Raw genomic sequence first — 15,985 nt, 5'->3', positions numbered from 1 at the left:
GACCCGGTGGCGGTTGCCCGGCCGGGTCGGCGGGTGTCGCGAACTACAGGCCGAGATCGGCCTCGAACGCGGCTTCCTCGAGTCGCTGCTTGATCGTGGTGAGGAACCGACCGGCGTCGGCACCGTCGACCAGGCGGTGATCGTAGGTGAGCGGCAGGTAGCACATCGACCGGACGCCGATGGACTCGTTGCCGTTCTCGTCGGTGATCACCATCGGGCGCTTGACGATCGCGCCGGTGCCCAGCATCGCGGCCTGCGGCGGCACCAGGATCGGGGTGTCGAACAGGGCGCCCTGGCTGCCGATGTTGGTGATCGTGAAGGTGCCACCGGACAGCTCGTCCGGCTTGAGGCCACCGCTGCGCGCGCGCTTGGCGATGTCCGCGATCGACCGGGCCAGGCCGGCCAGCGACAGGTCGCCGGCGTTGTGGATGACCGGGGAGAGCAGACCCTGCTCGGTGTCCACCGCGATGCCGAGGTGCTCGGCGGCGTGGTAGGTGATCTCCTTGGCGGCCTCGTTGTAGCTGGCGTTGACGTTCGGGTGTGCCCCGAGCGCCTCGACGACGGCCTTCGCGAAGAACGGCAGGAAGGTCAGGTTGACGCCCTCGCGCTCGGCGAACCCGGCCTTGGCCTGGGCGCGCAGGGCGACGATCTTGGTGACGTCGACCTCGAAGGTCTGGGTGAGCTGCGCGGTGCCCTGCAGCGACTCCCGGGTCTTGACCGCCGTGATCTGGCGGATCCGGTTGACCTTCTGGGTGGTGCCGCGCAGGTGCGCGAGCTCCGGGCGGACGCCTGCGGCCGGTGCGGCAGCTGCGGGAGCAGCAGCGGCGGCGGCGGGCGCGGCGGCGGCGGGAGCCTTCTTGGCCTCGGCGGCGGCGAGCACGTCCTGCTTGCGGATCCGGCCGCCGACGCCGGTGCCGGTCACGGTGGACAGGTCCACGTTGTTCTCGGTGGCCAGCTTGCGGACCAGCGGGGTGACGTACGGGGTGGCGTCACCGCTCGGTGCGGCGGCGGGCGCGGGAGCTGCCGGAGCCGGTGCCGGTGCGGGAGCTGCCGGTGCCGGTGCCGGTGCGGCCACGGGTGCGGGAGCTGCCGGTGCGGGAGCTGCCGGTGCGGGTGCGGGTGCGGCCGGTGCCGGGGGAGCCGCCGGTGCGGGCGCGCCGGAACCGATGACGGCGAGCTGGCCGCCGACGGCGACGGTGTCGTCCTCCTGCGCGGTGATCTCGAGCAGCGTGCCCGCGACCGGGGACGGGATCTCGGTGTCGACCTTGTCGGTGGAGACCTCGACCAGCGGCTCGTCGACAGCGACCTCGTCGCCGATGGCCTTGAGCCAGCGGGTGACGGTGCCCTCGGTGACGGACTCGCCGAGTTCCGGCATCGTGATCGACGTACCGGAGGCGGGTGCCGCGGGTGCGGCGGGCGCGGCCGGAGCGGCGGGGGCCGGAGTGGCTGCGGCGGGGGCCGGGGCCGCCTCGACGGGCGCAGGCGCGGGAGCCGCTGCCGGGGCTGCAGCCTCGTCCGCGGTGCCGATGATTCCGAGCTCGCCGCCGATGTCGACGGTGTCGTCCTCCTGGGCGACGATCTTCGTCAGAACGCCGGCAGCGGGGGACGGGATCTCGGTGTCGACCTTGTCGGTGGAGACCTCGAGCAGGGGCTCGTCGAGCTCTACCGTGTCGCCCTCCTGCTTGAGCCACCTCGTGACAGTTCCCTCAGTGACGCTCTCACCAAGGGCTGGCATCTGGACGGAGAAGGCCATGCTTTTGACTCCTCGACAGTTGTGTTCGGGTTTGTTGAGTTTGTCGACTTGTGGTCGAAATTCATTGTGCAGTAGTGCCGGCGTAACTGGGTCGATTGCGGTCGGGAACTGCCCCGACCGTCCCGACCCGAAACTTCCGTCGCCCCATCCTTCCATTGACGGGATCGCGGCGTCCGGTGAGGGGCCGGTCACAGGTACCTCAAATGCCGCACAGGAACTGCTGGCAAACTTGAGAATGGACCTCGCGATCGGCATCGACGTCCGGTGAGGAGCAGGAATCGTGGGATTGCTCAACAGGTTCTCGAAGGCGCGCCGCGGGGTGTTCGGCCACGGCGACGCCGCCTCGGCGGCGGACGCGCAGTACCTGGCGAACTGGGTGCACGGTCACCTCGGCGTGGAGGCGTACGTCGAGCCGCAGACAACGGTCACCCCGGTCACCGTGGTGCTGGTGGCCGCCGACGGCGAGTGGACCCGTCGGCCGGTCGGCGGCGAGCGCGGTGCCCGTCGGCTCGGTGAGGACCTCCACATACCCGTCTACGACGTCCGCAAGACCGGGTACCCGCAGCGGATGCGCGACCACGACGCGCGGCAGAAGATCCTGCGCAAGCGCGCCCAGGGCGCGTGAGCGCGGGGTGCCTGTCCGGTGGCCGCAGCTACCGGACAGGCACCCCGCGCCCGGCCGACTAGCCGTTGTCGGCGATGTCCTCGAGCACGGCGATCATCGTCCGCACGGGGACGCCGGTGCCGCCCTTGCCGGTGTACCCGAACGGTCCGCCCGAGTTGTAGGCCGGACCCGCGACGTCGATGTGCGCCCACTCGATGCCCTCGGCGACGAACTCGCGCAGGTAGATCGCGGCCGCGAGCATGCCGCCCCAGCGGTGGTTGGTGACGTTGGCGAGATCGGCGACCTTCGAGTTCAGGTCGGCGCGCAGCTCGGCGGGCATCGGCATCGCCCACGCGTTCTCGCCGACCTCCTGGGAGATCCGGGCGACCCGGTCGCGGAACTCGTCAGTGCCCATCACGCCGGGGGTGCGGTTGCCGAGTGCCACCATCTGGGCGCCGGTCAGGGTCGCCGTGTCGATCAGGTAGTCCGGCTTGTCCTCGCAGGCCCGCACGATCGCGTCGGCCAGGATCAGCCGACCCTCGGCGTCGGTGTTGATCACCTCGACGGTGGTGCCGCCGTACTGGGTCAGCACGTCGCCGGGCCGCTGCGCGGTGCTCGACGGCATGTTCTCCGCCATCGGCACGGTCGCGGTCACGTTGACCTTCAGGCCCAGCTTCGCGGCGAGGACCACGGTGGCGATCACCGCGGCGGCGCCGGCCATGTCGGAGGTCATCGCCTCCATGCCCGCGGCGGGCTTGATCGAGATGCCGCCGGTGTCGAAGGTCACGCCCTTGCCGACCAGCGCCACCGACGGCGCGGACTTGCGGGCGACGCCGGTGTAGGTCATCCGGACCAGGCGCGGCAGTCGCGAGGACCCCTTGCCGACGCCGACGATGCCGCCGTAGCCGGCCTTCTCGAGCGCCTTGTCGTCGAGCACCTGCACCTTCAGTCCGGCGTCGGTGCCGAGTGCCTTTGCGCGCGCGGCGAACTCGGCCGGGTACAGGTGGCTCGGCGGGGAGTTGACGAACTCGCGGGCGGTGGCGACGGCCTCGGCGATCGCGGCGCCCCGAGCGAGGACGTCCTTGAACGCCTTGGCACGCGGCGACTCGACCAGGAACTCCACGCGCGCCAGCGGCTGCGCGTCGGGGCCGGGCGCCGACTTCGACTTGTAGGACGTGAACGAGTACGCGCCGAGGAAGAAGCCCTCGGCGGCGGCCTCGAGGTCGAGTGCGGACAGCGTCGTCGTCGCGGTCCCGGTGCCTGCGAGCGCGCGGGCGGCCGCGCCCGCGGACCTGCGGACCTGCTCGGCGTCGACGTCGTCGGCCCGGCCGAGGCCGACCGCGAGGATGCTGCTCACGCCCAGGCCCTCCGGGGCGGGAATCCGGGTGAGCTCCTCCGCGCGACCGGTCGCGCCGACCGCGGTCAGGTGCGCCAGGACCGTCTCGACGGCGGCGTCGTCGAGCGCCTCGCCGACCGACGGCTCGGGGCCGTCGGGACCGGCGGTGAGACCGATGACCAGGACCTCCGCGCGGGCAGAGATCTTGCCGGCCAGCGCGAGGGCGGGTCCGAGCGGGGATGCGGGGGACAGGGCGGCACTCACGGTGCACTCCTTCGTCAGGGGGCGGACAAACTGCCAGTCACCCTAGTTCGGGTGGCTCCGCTGTTCGCCTTCGTCGAGGCCGGGCCCGGTCCGTTAGCCTGGCACCCATGAGTGACGTCGACCTGTTGCAGGGCCCCCTCCACGCCGTACACACCGAGCTCGGTGCGACCTTCGCGCCGTTCGGCGGCTGGCAGATGCCGGTCTCCTACGCCGGCACGGTCGCCGAGCACACCGCGGTCCGCGAGAACGTCGGCGTGTTCGACGTCAGCCACCTCGGCAAGGCCCTCGTCTCGGGCCCCGGGGCCGCCGACTTCGTGAACTCCACGCTGACCAACGACCTCGGCAAGATCGGCCCGGGCCAGGCCCAGTACACGCTGTGCGCCACCGAGGCCGGCGGCGTCGTCGACGACCTCATCGCCTACTACGTCAGCGACGACGAGGTGTTCCTGGTCCCCAACGCCGCGAACACCGCCGCCGTGGTGGCCGCACTGGCCGCGCAGGCGCCGGCCGGGGTGACCGTGCAGGACCAGCACCGCGACTTCGCCGTCCTGGCCGTCCAGGGACCGCGGTCCGCCGAAGTCCTTGCCGCGCTCGGCCTTCCGTCCGGCATGGACTACATGGCCTTCGAGGACGCGCTCTTCGAAGGCGCGCCGGTGCGGGTGTGCCGCACCGGGTACACCGGCGAGCACGGCTACGAGGTGCTGCCCACCTGGGACGGCAGCGAGGCGGTGTTCCGGGCCCTGGTGGCCGCGGTCCGCGCGGCGGGCGGCGAGGTGGCCGGCCTGGGCGCCCGCGACACCCTGCGCACCGAGGCCGGGTACCCGCTGCACGGGCACGAGCTGTCCACCGAGATCTCGCCGCTGCACGCCCGCTGCGGCTGGGCGATCGGCTGGCGCAAGCCCGCGTTCTGGGGCCGGGACGCGCTGGTTGCCGAGAAGGCGGCCGGCCCGGCCCGCAAGATGTGGGGCATCCGGGCGCTCGACCGCGGCGTGCTGCGGCAGGGGCAGACGGTGCTCCGCGACGGTGTCGCGGTCGGCGAGACCACCTCCGGAACCTTCTCGCCGACGCTCAAGGTCGGTATTGCGTTGGCGTTGTTGAACTCCGACGCGGCGCTCGCGGCGGGCGACGAGGTGACGGTGGACGTCCGCGGGCGGGCGCTGCGGTGCGAGATCGTCAACCCGCCGTTCGTCCCGCTGCACACCAAGTGACGGGGGACCTGAGCGAGCACGCCGTCGGGTCGTCCCCGGCGTTCGATAGGATCCTCGCCATGACTGGTGCCCTCGAGTTCACGCACGTCCGCCACTCCTCGCCCGTGTCCGCGGAGACCCGCGACCAGGTACTGGCGGACCCGGGATTCGGCAGGGTCTTCACCGATCACATGGTGACGATCGACTACACCGAGGGCGTGGGCTGGCACGACGCGACCGTGCAGCCGTACGCGCCGATGGAGCTGGACCCGGCGGCCATGGTGCTGCACTACGGCCAGGCGATCTTCGAGGGTCTCAAGGCCTACCGGCAGCCCGACGGCACCATCGCGTCGTTCCGGGTCGGCGCGAACGCGGAGCGGCTGCGCCACTCGGCGGTCCGGCTGGCGATGCCGGAGCTGCCCGACGAGCTGTTCCACCGGTCGATCACCGAGTTGCTGGCCGTGGACCGGGACTGGGTGCCCGCCGCCGGTGGCGAGGCCGCGCTGTACCTGCGGCCGTTCATGATCGCCACCGAGGTGGGCCTCGGGGTCCGGCCGGCCAACCGGTACCGCTACATGCTGATCGCCTCGCCCGCAGGCGCCTACTTCCCGCAGGGCGTCAAGCCGGTCAGCGTGTGGTTGTCCACCGAGTACGTGCGCGCGGCACCCGGCGGCACCGGCGCGGCGAAGTTCGCCGGCAACTACGCGGCCTCGCTGGTCGCGCAGGCGCAGGCCGCCGACCAGGGTTGCGACCAGGTGGTCTGGCTCGACGCGATCGAGCGGACCTACGTCGAGGAGATGGGCGGGATGAACCTGTTCTTCGTCTTCGGTTCCGGGCCCGACGCGCGGCTGGTCACCCCGGAGCTGTCCGGCTCGCTGCTGCCGGGCATCACCCGCAACTCGCTGCTCACCCTGGCCGCCGACGCCGGCTTCGCGGTCGAGGAGCGCAAGATCAGCACCGACGAGTGGCGCACCAAGGCGGCCTCCGGCGAGATCACCGAGGTGTTCGCGTGCGGCACCGCCGCGGTCATCACCCCGGTCGGCCGGGTCAAGTCCGCGGCAGGCGAGTTCAGCATCGGCGGCGGCGAGCCCGGCGTGGTGACGATGGCGTTGCGCGACACCCTCACCGGGATCCAGCGCGGCACCTTCGAGGACATCCACGGCTGGATGAGCACGCTCGCCTGACTCGTTTCGCGGAAGCGACCCACGCACCGAAAGGTGGTGGGCCGCTTTCGTTTCCGGGTGTGGACGGTCGGGCTCAACCGCCGAGAAGCAACCCCACCGCGACCACGGTCACGGTCACCTCGATCGAGGCACCCAGCACGTCGCCGGTGACGCCGCCGAACCGGCGGGCGCAGTGCCGGGTCAGCAGCACGGTCAGCCCGAGTGCGGCCGCGACCACCAGCGGGCCCTGCCACCAGCGGCCCGGCACCGCGGCGGACGCGGCAGCCAGGAGTGCGAGCGACCAGCCCGCGCACGCCCACCGCGACTGGGTGCCGGCCACCAGCGCGCCGAACCCGGTCGGCGCCGCCGCGGACAGCCCGCGCCTGCAGGCCAGCACGGCGGCCACCCGGCCGGCCGTGACCGCGGCGGCCAGGCCGAGCCACTGCCCGGCGCTCGCGAGCGCACCGAACGAGAGTGCCTGCGCGCCGAGGCAGACCACCAGCGCCGCCGCACCGAACGGCCCCACGCCGCCGCCGCGCATCACCTCGAGCGCCCGGGCCGGGTCGCCGTAGCAGCCCAGCCCGTCGACCGTGTCGGCCAGCCCGTCCACGTGCATGCCGCGGGTGAGCAGTGCCAGCGCGGCGACGGTGAGCAGCCCGGCGAGTGCGGGATCGAGGCCGGCGGTTGTCCACAGCCACATCAGGGCCGCCGCGCCCGCGCCGAGCAGCACCCCGACCGCCGGGGTGGCGGCGATCGCGCGGCCGCCCGCTACGCGGTCCGGCGCCAGCCGGTCCGGGTCGTGCAGCCCCGGCAGCACCGTCAGCCAGGACAGCGCCAGGCGGAGGCCGTCGAGGGCGGCGGTCACGTCAGCTCGGGTCGGCGTCGACGTCGGCGGTCTCGTCGGCGTCGGCGGCGCCGGTGCTGACCCCGGCATCGGCGAAGGTGGACATGTTCGCCAGCGTCGCGACCGCGGCCTGCAGCAGCGGGAGCGCGACCAGGGCGCCGGAGCCCTCGCCGAGGCGCATGTCCATCTCGACGAGCGGCTCGAGCTGCAGGTGGTCGAGCGCCAGCGAGTGCGCGGGCTCGGTGGAGCGGTGCCCGGCGACCCACCAGAACCGGGCGCCCGGCGCCAGTTCCTCGGCTACCATCGCGGCCGCGGTGACCACCACGCCGTCCAGGATGACCGGGGTCCGGCGCAGCGCGGCCTGCGCCAGGAAGCCTGCCATCGCGGCGAGGTCGGCACCCGACCCGACGCGCAGCAGCGCGACCGGGTCCTTGACCACGGGCCGGACCCGGCGCATGGCGTCCCGCACGGCCGCGGTCTTGCGGACCCAGCCGGCGTCGTCGATGCCGGTGCCACGGCCGACCACGGCGACGGGTTCGGTGTCGGTGAGCGAGGCGATCAGCACCGTCGCGGGGGTGGTGTTGCCGATGCCCATCTCGCCGGCGATCAGCAGGTCCGCACCGGAGTCCACCTCCTCGTCGGCGATGGCCCGGCCCGCGGCGATCGCGCGCAGGGTCTCGTCCTCGGTGAGCGCGTCCTCGCGATCGATGGACCCGCTGGACCGGCGCACCTTGTGGGTGGAGACCGCGGCGTCGGTGTCCGAGTCGACGGCGATGTCGACGACGCGGACCCCGGCGCCGGTGATCGCGGCCAGCGCGTTGACCGCGGCGCCGCCTGCCTGGAAGTTCGCGACCATCTGCGCGGTCACCTCGGCGGGGTAGGCGGACACCCCGTGCCGGGCGACGCCGTGGTCGCCGGCGAAGACCACCACCCGCGGGCGGGCGAACAGCTGCGGCGGGCACCGGTCCTGGCAGCCGGCGACCCAGCTGCCGAGCGTCTCGAGCCGGCCGAGGGAGCCCGTGGGCTTGGTGAGCTGGAGCTGCCGGGCGTTCGCGGCGGAGCGGGCGGCCGCGGACGGGTGCGCGACGGGGTCGAAAGTGGCAGCGGTGGCGCGGGCCGAGATTGCCGGGCCGGTCGATTCGGTTGTCACGGTTGACCTTTCACGTTTGTCACTTCAGTGTCACGGCCAGGCCCGCCACCACGAGCAGTACCTCGTCGCAGGCGCGGGCGAGGCGGGCGTTCAGTGCGCCGATCTCGTCACGGAACAGCCTGCCCGAACGGGTCTCGGGGATCACACCCAGGCCCACCTCCGGGCTGACCAGCACCAGTCGCCCCGGATAGTCGGTGACCGCGTCGACGAGCTCGTCCACCCGCGGGTCGAGCGTGCCGCGCGGCAGCTCCCAGGCGTCGGCGGCGTCCATCTCGGCGGTCAGCCAGGTGCCCAGGTCGTCGACCAGGGTCGGTGCGGAGCCGTCGCGGAGCACCTCGGCGAGCCCGGCACCCGACGCGGTCTCCACCGTGAACCAGGTCGCCGGCCGTCGCACCCGGTGCTCGTGCACCCGCTGCGCCCAGTCCGCGTCGGCCGGATCGAGCCGGGAGGTCGCCACGTAGCGGACCGGCTCGCCGGTCGCCGCGCCGATCAGTGACTCGGCCTGCCCGGACTTGCCGGAGCGGGCGCCGCCGAGAACCAGGGTGCGCCTCGGCGCGGCGGCGTCGTGCACCGGCTAGACGGCGTCGCCGGGGGAGACCCGCGGCGCGGGCGCGCGCATCTTGCGGATCTGCGAGGCCCGCACGAAGGCGTACCAGCCGAGCTTGAACCCGCCGTCGGTGGTCTCGGGGAAGCGCTCGCGGACGCGGTTGTTGATCTGGCGGCCCATGACGTAGCCCTCGACGCCCATGAACAGCATCATCACCAGCATGCCGAGGGTGACCAGGGCCTGGACGCTCGGGTTGAGGAACATCGCCATGATCAGCAGCAGTGCCAGCGGCATGAACAGCCCGACCAGGTGCCGGCGCGAGTCGACGAGGTCGCGGGTGAAGGCCCGCACCGGGCCCTTGTCGCGGGGCAGCAGGTACTTGTCCTCGCCTGCGAGCATCCGGGCGCGCCGGTCGGACGCGGTGGCGCGACGCTCGGCCGCGGCGACCTTGCGCTCCTCCTTGGAACCCTGGGTCTGCTTGCGCCGGGCCCGAGCTTCCTTGGCGGTCAGCGGCGCCGGGGCGACGGGCCCGCGGCGCTTGCCCTCGGCCTCGCGACGGCTCGGTGTCGGGCGACCCTTGCCCTCGGTGACGGGGCGATCGGGTGCGGGGGTCGGTTCGACGGCACTCGACTGGGCGACCTCACGGTCGCCGTTGTCGGAATTGTCGGGGTTACCTCGGCGCAGCAGTTTCACATCACCAGGCTACTTCGTGCCGCCCCGGACCCCTACACTCGGCCGATGCGCGTACTGATCGCACCGGACTCATTCGGCGGGACGCTCACCGCGACGGCCGCCGCGACCGCGATGGCGTCGGGCTGGGCCCGCGCGCGGCCGGACGACGAGCTGGTGCTCGCGCCGCAGTCCGACGGCGGCCCCGGGTTCGTGGACGTGCTGGCCACCCGGATCGGCGAGCGGCACGACGAGGTGGTGGACGGGCCGCTCGGCGGCCCGGTGCGGGCCCAGTGGCTGCGCGTCGGCGAGACCGCCTACATCGAGTCCGCGCAGGCCTGCGGACTGCACCTGCTGCCCGGACCGCCGGACCCGGAGACGGCCGTCGCCGCGGGCAGTGGCGGCGTCGGTCAGCTGATCCGGGCGGCCGTGGCGGCGGGCGTCACCACCGTGGTGGTCGGGCTCGGCGGGAGCTGCTGCACGGACGGCGGCCGCGGGCTCCTCGAGCGGCTCGGCGACGGATCCGGCGCCGACGCGGTGCGGTCCGCGGCGGACCGGCTCGCGGGGGTGCGTCTGGTCGCGGCGACGGACGTGGAGAACCCGCTGCTCGGCCCGGTGGGCGCGGCGGCCGTGTTCGGCCCGCAGAAGGGCGCCGACCCGGCCACCGTCGGGCTGCTCGAGCGTCGCAACGCGGCCTGGTCCGCGGTGCTGGCCGACGCGGCCGGGCGGTCCGTCGCGGACGCGGCGGGTGCCGGGGCGGCGGGCGGTATCGGCGCGGCGCTGCTGGCGCTCGGCGCGAGCAGGCGCTCGGGTGCGGCGGTGGTCGCCACGGGCACCGGTCAGGACGAGTTGCTGGCGGCGGCGGACCTGGTGCTCACCGGGGAGGGCAGGTTCGACGAGCAGTCGCTGCGCGGCAAGCTCGTGGTCGAACTGGCCCGGGCGGCGCGTCGCCACGGCGTTCCCGCGGTAGTCGTGGCCGGTCAGGTGCGGTTGGACCGGGAGACCTGGGCGGCGGCGGGGCTGGCCCGGGTGTACTCGGTCGCCGAGTACGCCGGGTCGGTGGAGCTCGCGATGTCCGACGCGGACCGGCAGCTGCGGCTGCTGGTGGCCGTCGTGGCCGGGGACGCGGGAAAGGAATACCCGACGACGAGGTACCGTTGAAGCGTTCACGGGTTTGGCACGAGCGAACAGGGAGAGCCCATGACTGTGCAGAACGAGACGACCGCGCACAAGGTCGTCATGACCGATGCCGCGGCCGCAAAGGCGAAGGCGCTGCTCGACCAGGAAGGTCGCGACGACCTCGCGCTGCGCATCGCCGTGCAGCCGGGCGGTTGTGCGGGACTGCGTTACCAGCTCTTCTTCGACGATCGGAACCTCGACGGTGACCTGATCGTCGACTTCGGCGGCGTCAGCCTGGCCGTGGACCGGATGAGCGCACCGTACGTCGAGGGCGCATCCATCGACTTCGTCGACAGCATCGAGAAGCAGGGCTTCACGATCGACAACCCGAACGCCACCGGCTCCTGCGCCTGTGGAGACTCGTTCAACTGATCGATCTCGCGGCTCGCGCCGTGTGAACGCCAGCGCAACCGACGCGGAACCCCGACGGGGTTCCGCGTCTTTGTTGTGTCGGCACCCGCGCCGGCCCGGTCGGTCGGTGTTTCCGCCGCCGGGTGCCGGGCCGGTAGCGTGATCGTTTTCGCGGCGCACCGAGGCCGGGGGAAGCCTCCCCGCCGACCGAGCCGTCCCCATCAACCGAAAGGCCCCCGAGCGTGACAATCGCCGTCACCGGTTCCATCGCCACCGACCACCTGATGCGGTTCCCCGGTCGGTTCGCCGAGCAGCTGCTCGCCGACCAGCTGCAGAACATCTCGCTGAGCTTCCTCGTCGACGACCTGGAGGTCCGGCGGGGCGGCGTCGGCGGCAACATCGCCTACGCCATGGGCGTCCTCGGCGGGTCGCCGCTGCTGGTGGGGGCCGTCGGCGCCGACTTCGCGGAGTACCGGACCTGGCTCGAGGGCCACGGCGTGAACTGCGACTCGGTCCGGATCTCCGAGACCGCGCACACGGCCCGGTTCGTCTGCACCACCGACCAGGACATGGCGCAGATCGCGTCGTTCTACCCCGGTGCGATGAGCGAGGCCCGCGACATCTCGCTGGCCGACCTGCCCGCAGGCGTCGACCTGGTGCTGGTCGGCGCCAACGACCCGGCCGCGATGACCCGGCACACCGAGCAGTGCCGCGAGCTGGGGATCCCGTTCGCCGCGGACCCCTCGCAGCAGCTGGCCCGGCTCTCCGGCGCCGAGGCCAGGGAACTGATCGGTGGCGCGAAGTACCTGTTCACCAACGAGTACGAGTGGGCGCTGCTGCTGCAGAAGACCGAGCTCACCGAGGCCGAGATCGCCGCGCAGGTGGGCCTGCGGGTGACCACGCTCGGGGCCAAGGGTGTCGAGATCGTCGACGCCGAGGGCAACTTCGTGCGGGTCGGCGTCGTGCCGGAGAAGGAGAAGGTGGATCCGACCGGTGTCGGCGACGCCTTCCGGGCCGGCTTCCTGACCGGGCAGAGCGCCGGGCTCAGCCTCGAGCGGTCCGCGCAGCTGGGTTCGATGGTCGCGGTGCTGGTCCTCGAGACCGTCGGCACCCAGGAGTGGACGCTGGACCGCGACAACGCGATCACGCGGCTGGCCGACGCGTACGGCGCCGAGGCGGCCGAGGAGATCGGTGCCCTGCTGAAGTAGGCGGCCGCGCACGAGCGCGTCAGCGCCTACAGGTTGACCGGGTAGACCGGCTCCTGGATCTGCGGCACGATGCGCTTCTCGACGAAGATGCCGTGCCACACCATGAAGCACAGCACCGTCCACAGCCGCCGGCTGTGGTCGAGGGGACCGTCGCGGTGCTCGTTCAGCATCGCCGCGACCGCCGCCTTGTCGAAGATGTGGTCGGTCTGCGACTGCTCGATCTGCAGGTGCGCCCAGTCGAAGAGCTCGGTGCCTGCCAGCCAGTGCCGCAGCGGCACCGGGAAGCCCAGCTTCGCCCGGTGCAGCACGTGTGCAGGCACGATGCCCTCCAGCGCCTGACGCAGCGCGTACTTGGTGGTCGTCTTCGTGATCTTCTGGTCCTGCGGCACCCGCGAGGCCACCTCGAAGACCTCGGTGTCGAGGAACGGCACCCGCAGCTCGAGCGAGTTCGCCATCGTCATCTTGTCGGCCTTGACCAGGATGTCGCCGCGCATCCAGGTGAACAGGTCCAGGTGCTGCATCCGCGCGACCGGGTCCCAGTCCCGCGACTGCGCGTAGATCGGCGCCGTCACGTCCTGGTGCGTCCACTCGGGCCGGAAGTCCCGCAGCACGCTGCGCAGCTGGGCGTCGCTGAAGCTGCGCGCGTTGCCGTAGTAGCGGTCCTCGAGCGTCATCGAGCCGCGGTGCAGCAGGCTCTTGCCGCGGGTGCCCTCCGGGATCCGGTCGGAGAGCTTGCCGACGGCCCGGCGCAGCGGCGCCGGCAGGTACTCGAACGGCTTGAGCGAGATCGGCTCGCGGTAGATGGTGTAGCCGCCGAACAGCTCGTCGGCGCCCTCGCCCGAGAGCACCACCTTGACGTGCTTGCGGGCCTCCTTCGCGATGAACCACAACGGCACCAGCGCCGGGTCCGCGACCGGGTCGTCGAGGTACCAGATGATCTCCGGGATCGCGGCCGCGAACTCGGCCGGGCTGACGACCTTGACCACGTGCCGGGCGCCGATCGCGGCCGCCGACTCGGCGGCGACGTCGACCTCCGAGTAGCCCTCCCGCTCGAATCCGGTGGTGAAGGTGATCAGGTTCGGGTTGTGCCGCATCGCCAGCGCCGCGATGGCGGTGGAGTCGATGCCGCCCGACAGGAACGACCCGACGGTGACGTCGGCGCGCATGTGCTTGGCGACGGAGTCCTCGAGCGCCTCGGCGATCTCCCGGTACCGGGCCGCCTCGGTGCCGGCGGCGAACGGCTTCGCCGGGAAGGTCGGCGTGAAGTACCGGGCGATCCGCGGCGCCTCGCCGGGCCGCACCCAGGCGTAGGAGCCGGACTCGAGGCGACGGATGTCGGCGTGCAGGGTCTCCGGCTCCGGGACGTACTGGAGCACCGTGTAGTGCTCGATCGCGCGCGGATCCAGATCGATGCCGATGCCGATCAGCTCGGTCAGCTCGAGCAGGCTCTTCTTCTCGCTGCCGAACGCGGTGCCGCCCGGGCCGGTCGCCAGGAACAGCGGCTTGATACCGAACTGGTCGCGGGCCAGGAAGAGCTCGCGCGTCTCGGTGTCCCAGATGGCGAAGGCGAACATCCCGCGCAGCCGGCGAACCGCGTCGGGGCCCCAGTAGTGGAACGCCGCGACGATGGACTCGCTGTCGCCCTCGGTGTGGAAGGTGGCGCCGTGGTCACGGGCAAGCTCGGCGCGGATCTCCAGGTAGTTGTAGATCTCGCCGTTGAAGGTCAGGGCGTACCGCTCTGGGTTCTCCGGCGGGCCCCAGCGCAGCGGCTGGTGCGAGTTGTCGATGTCGATGATCGAGAGCCGGTTGAAGCCGAAGACCAGGTCGGCGTCGTGCCACGTGCCGTGCTCGTCGGGGCCGCGGTGGCGCAGGCAGTGCATCGCCGCGTCGACGCGGGAGACGCAGTCTTCGGTGGTGCCGGTGGAGGTCAGTAGCCCGAGCAGTCCGCACACAGCGTCCGCTACCTCTTTTCACGCATAGGGGATTGCCCCGCAGTTCGCGGGGCCAATTCACGAATGAGTGAAAGTATGCCGCAGTCTCGGCGAATCGCTGGTTCTGACCCGACGGTGGATGGGCGGCAGCTTTGGTCTACGCTGCGTAGTATTCGGGCTGCCCATTGGGCGTGCCCTTCTCAAATTTGCAGCGATCAGGAAGGCGTGAACGTGGCGCAGAGTCGGATCCTTCGGCGGGCGGGGCTAGCAGCATCATTGGGCCTAGTCGCCATGCTGCTGTCGGGTTGTTCCATCGACAACCCGGTACTCCGGTTCGGATGGCCGTCGGGCATTACCCCTCAGGCTGAGCGGATGCGTGAGCTGTGGACCTGGTCGGTCGTCGCCGCCCTGTTCATGGGCGTGATTGTGTGGGGCCTGACCTTCTGGGTGGTCATCTTCCACCGGAAGAAGAAGGACTCTCCCGAGTTCCCGCGGCAGACGGCCTACAACGTCCCGCTGGAGCTCTTCTACACCGCGGTGCCGTTCGTCATCATCGCCGTGCTCTTCTACTTCACCGTGGTCGTGCAGAACTACGTCCACGAGAAGAAGGACAACCCGAACGTCGTCGTCGACGTGACCGCCTACCAGTGGAACTGGAAGTTCGGTTACCGCACGATCGACATGGGTGAGGGCACCGCCAAGTACGACGGCATCAACGTCGAGGCACAGGCCGCCGCGGAGGCGCCCGCCCCGGAGCAGGAAGTGCACGGCCACGTCGTGCCCGGCCCGCTGGCAGGCAAGGGCAAGAACGACCTGTCGTTCCTGCGCTACGACAAGATCGAGACCATCGGTACCTCCGACGAGATCCCGGTCCTCGTGCTGCCGACCGGCAAGCGTGTCGAGTTCGTCCTCAACGCCGCCGACGTCATCCACGCGTTCTGGGTGCCGGAGTTCCTCTTCAAGCGCGACGTGATGCCGAACCCGAAGGAAAACCACTCGGACAACGTCTTCCAGATCAGTGAGATCCAGAAGGAAGGCGCCTTCGTCGGGCGCTGCGCCGAGATGTGCGGTACCTACCACGCGATGATGAACTTCGAGGTCCGCGCCGTGAGCCCGGAGAAGTTCAACGAGTACATCGAACTGCGCAAGCCGGTCGAAGAGGGTGGACGCGCGTTGAGCACCGCCGAGGCGCTCGCGGAGATCGGTGAGGCTCCCCTCGCCACCTCCACGCACCCGTTCAACACCGAGCGCACCTACCGCCAGGCGACCGACGTGCTCGAGGGCGAGTACCAGTAGCCGTGCGCAGGCACCCCCGACCCATCAACCGCTGAAGGACGAGCTGAAATGAATATCGAAGCCAAGCTCTTTGAGATTTTGACGGTGTTTTTCATCCTCGTCGGAATCGTCTACGGCATCTTCACCGCCGCATCGAGGACGGGCATCGAGTGGGCCGGTCTGACCGCCATCGCGCTGTCGGCCGGGTTGACCCTGATCATCGGTACCTACTTCCGCTTCGTGGCGCGTCGCCTGGACACCCGCCCCGAGGACTACGACGACGCCGAGATTGCGGACGGCGCAGGCGATCTGGGCTTCTTCAGCCCGGGCAGCTACTGGCCGGCGCTGCTGGCCCTTGCCGCCGCGTTCACCGCGGTCGCGCTGGCGTTCTTCCAGCCCTGGATGATCTTCGTCGGTGCGGTCCTGGTCATCGTGACCGTCTGCGGACTGGTCTTCGAGTACCACCTCGGACCCGAGAAGCACTAGCAACACCCGCACAACCTCCGCCTGGGGCGCCGAACCAC

The 15,985-nt window shown here is 71.5% G+C and carries 15 protein-coding genes; 8 read left to right on the top strand and 7 right to left on the bottom strand.

Going from position 1 to position 15,985, the window contains the following annotated elements; genetic code table 11:
- Positions 1–43: 43 nt before the first annotated feature.
- A complete protein-coding gene (gene sucB / locus ACFO6S_RS00700) occupies positions 44–1,753 on the bottom strand; it encodes a 2-oxoglutarate dehydrogenase, E2 component, dihydrolipoamide succinyltransferase (RefSeq protein ID WP_378413179.1) in 1,710 nt (569 codons plus the stop codon).
- 280 nt (positions 1,754–2,033) lie between these two features.
- On the opposite strand from sucB, the gene ACFO6S_RS00695 reads away from it, so the two are divergent.
- A complete protein-coding gene (locus tag ACFO6S_RS00695; RefSeq protein ID WP_378413178.1) occupies positions 2,034–2,378 on the top strand; it encodes an oxidoreductase in 345 nt (114 codons plus the stop codon).
- A 58-nt stretch (positions 2,379–2,436) separates the two neighbouring features.
- Here ACFO6S_RS00695 and ACFO6S_RS00690 read toward each other — a convergent pair whose 3' ends face one another.
- On the bottom strand, positions 2,437–3,945 hold the full coding sequence (locus ACFO6S_RS00690) for a leucyl aminopeptidase (RefSeq protein ID WP_378414031.1): 1,509 nt from the start codon (positions 3,943–3,945) through the stop codon (positions 2,437–2,439).
- A gap of 119 nt (positions 3,946–4,064) precedes the next feature.
- Between ACFO6S_RS00690 and gcvT the strand changes: the two genes are divergently transcribed.
- Entirely contained in the window at positions 4,065–5,165 is a 1,101-nt protein-coding gene (gene gcvT, locus ACFO6S_RS00685; protein WP_378413177.1) for a glycine cleavage system aminomethyltransferase GcvT, read from the top strand.
- A 59-nt stretch (positions 5,166–5,224) separates the two neighbouring features.
- Complete coding sequence (locus tag ACFO6S_RS00680; protein ID WP_378413175.1) at positions 5,225–6,328, top strand: branched-chain amino acid aminotransferase; 1,104 nt, start codon at positions 5,225–5,227, stop codon at positions 6,326–6,328.
- Between the two features lie 73 nt (positions 6,329–6,401).
- On the opposite strand, the gene ACFO6S_RS00675 is transcribed toward ACFO6S_RS00680, so the two are convergent.
- The 4 genes from ACFO6S_RS00675 to ACFO6S_RS00660 are packed head-to-tail and all read right to left on the bottom strand — an operon-like array spanning position 6,402 to position 9,541.
- On the bottom strand, positions 6,402–7,172 hold the full coding sequence (locus ACFO6S_RS00675; RefSeq protein WP_378413173.1) for an adenosylcobinamide-GDP ribazoletransferase: 771 nt from the start codon (positions 7,170–7,172) through the stop codon (positions 6,402–6,404).
- A gap of 1 nt (position 7,173) precedes the next feature.
- Entirely contained in the window at positions 7,174–8,301 is a 1,128-nt protein-coding gene (gene cobT / locus ACFO6S_RS00670) for a nicotinate-nucleotide--dimethylbenzimidazole phosphoribosyltransferase (RefSeq protein WP_378413172.1), read from the bottom strand.
- A 19-nt stretch (positions 8,302–8,320) separates the two neighbouring features.
- Positions 8,321–8,872 carry a bifunctional adenosylcobinamide kinase/adenosylcobinamide-phosphate guanylyltransferase gene (locus ACFO6S_RS00665; RefSeq protein ID WP_378413170.1) on the bottom strand — a complete coding sequence of 184 codons (552 nt, stop codon included), beginning with the start codon at positions 8,870–8,872 and terminating at the stop codon, positions 8,321–8,323.
- A 3-nt stretch (positions 8,873–8,875) separates the two neighbouring features.
- Positions 8,876–9,541, bottom strand: a complete 666-nt coding sequence (locus tag ACFO6S_RS00660) for a DUF3043 domain-containing protein (RefSeq protein ID WP_378413168.1) — start codon at positions 9,539–9,541, stop codon at positions 8,876–8,878.
- Between the two features lie 45 nt (positions 9,542–9,586).
- Between ACFO6S_RS00660 and ACFO6S_RS00655 the strand changes: the two genes are divergently transcribed.
- The 3 genes from ACFO6S_RS00655 to ACFO6S_RS00645 all read left to right on the top strand — a co-directional run bounded on the left by ACFO6S_RS00655 (position 9,587) and on the right by ACFO6S_RS00645 (position 12,255).
- Complete coding sequence (locus tag ACFO6S_RS00655) at positions 9,587–10,678, top strand: glycerate kinase family protein (protein ID WP_378413166.1); 1,092 nt, start codon at positions 9,587–9,589, stop codon at positions 10,676–10,678.
- 39 nt (positions 10,679–10,717) lie between these two features.
- Complete coding sequence (locus ACFO6S_RS00650) at positions 10,718–11,068, top strand: iron-sulfur cluster assembly accessory protein (protein ID WP_072847385.1); 351 nt, start codon at positions 10,718–10,720, stop codon at positions 11,066–11,068.
- A gap of 221 nt (positions 11,069–11,289) precedes the next feature.
- Complete coding sequence (locus tag ACFO6S_RS00645; RefSeq protein WP_378413164.1) at positions 11,290–12,255, top strand: carbohydrate kinase family protein; 966 nt, start codon at positions 11,290–11,292, stop codon at positions 12,253–12,255.
- 26 nt (positions 12,256–12,281) lie between these two features.
- On the opposite strand, the gene asnB is transcribed toward ACFO6S_RS00645, so the two are convergent.
- Positions 12,282–14,207, bottom strand: a complete 1,926-nt coding sequence (asnB, locus tag ACFO6S_RS00640; protein WP_378413162.1) for an asparagine synthase (glutamine-hydrolyzing) — start codon at positions 14,205–14,207, stop codon at positions 12,282–12,284.
- Positions 14,208–14,411: 204 nt separating this feature from the next.
- Between asnB and ctaC the strand changes: the two genes are divergently transcribed.
- Together ctaC and ACFO6S_RS00630 are read left to right on the top strand one after the other, a co-directional pair.
- Positions 14,412–15,482, top strand: a complete 1,071-nt coding sequence (gene ctaC / locus ACFO6S_RS00635; protein WP_378413161.1) for an aa3-type cytochrome oxidase subunit II — start codon at positions 14,412–14,414, stop codon at positions 15,480–15,482.
- Positions 15,483–15,530: 48 nt separating this feature from the next.
- Complete coding sequence (locus ACFO6S_RS00630) at positions 15,531–15,947, top strand: cytochrome c oxidase subunit 4 (protein WP_378413159.1); 417 nt, start codon at positions 15,531–15,533, stop codon at positions 15,945–15,947.
- Positions 15,948–15,985 lie beyond the last annotated feature (38 nt).

Origin of the sequence: Rhodococcus kronopolitis, assembly GCF_042654025.1 — a bacterium.
GTDB classification, from domain to species: domain Bacteria; phylum Actinomycetota; class Actinomycetes; order Mycobacteriales; family Mycobacteriaceae; genus Rhodococcus_G; species Rhodococcus_G kronopolitis.
The sequence above is the reverse complement of the archived record's forward strand: the minus strand, read 5'-3'. Positions and strand labels throughout refer to the sequence as shown.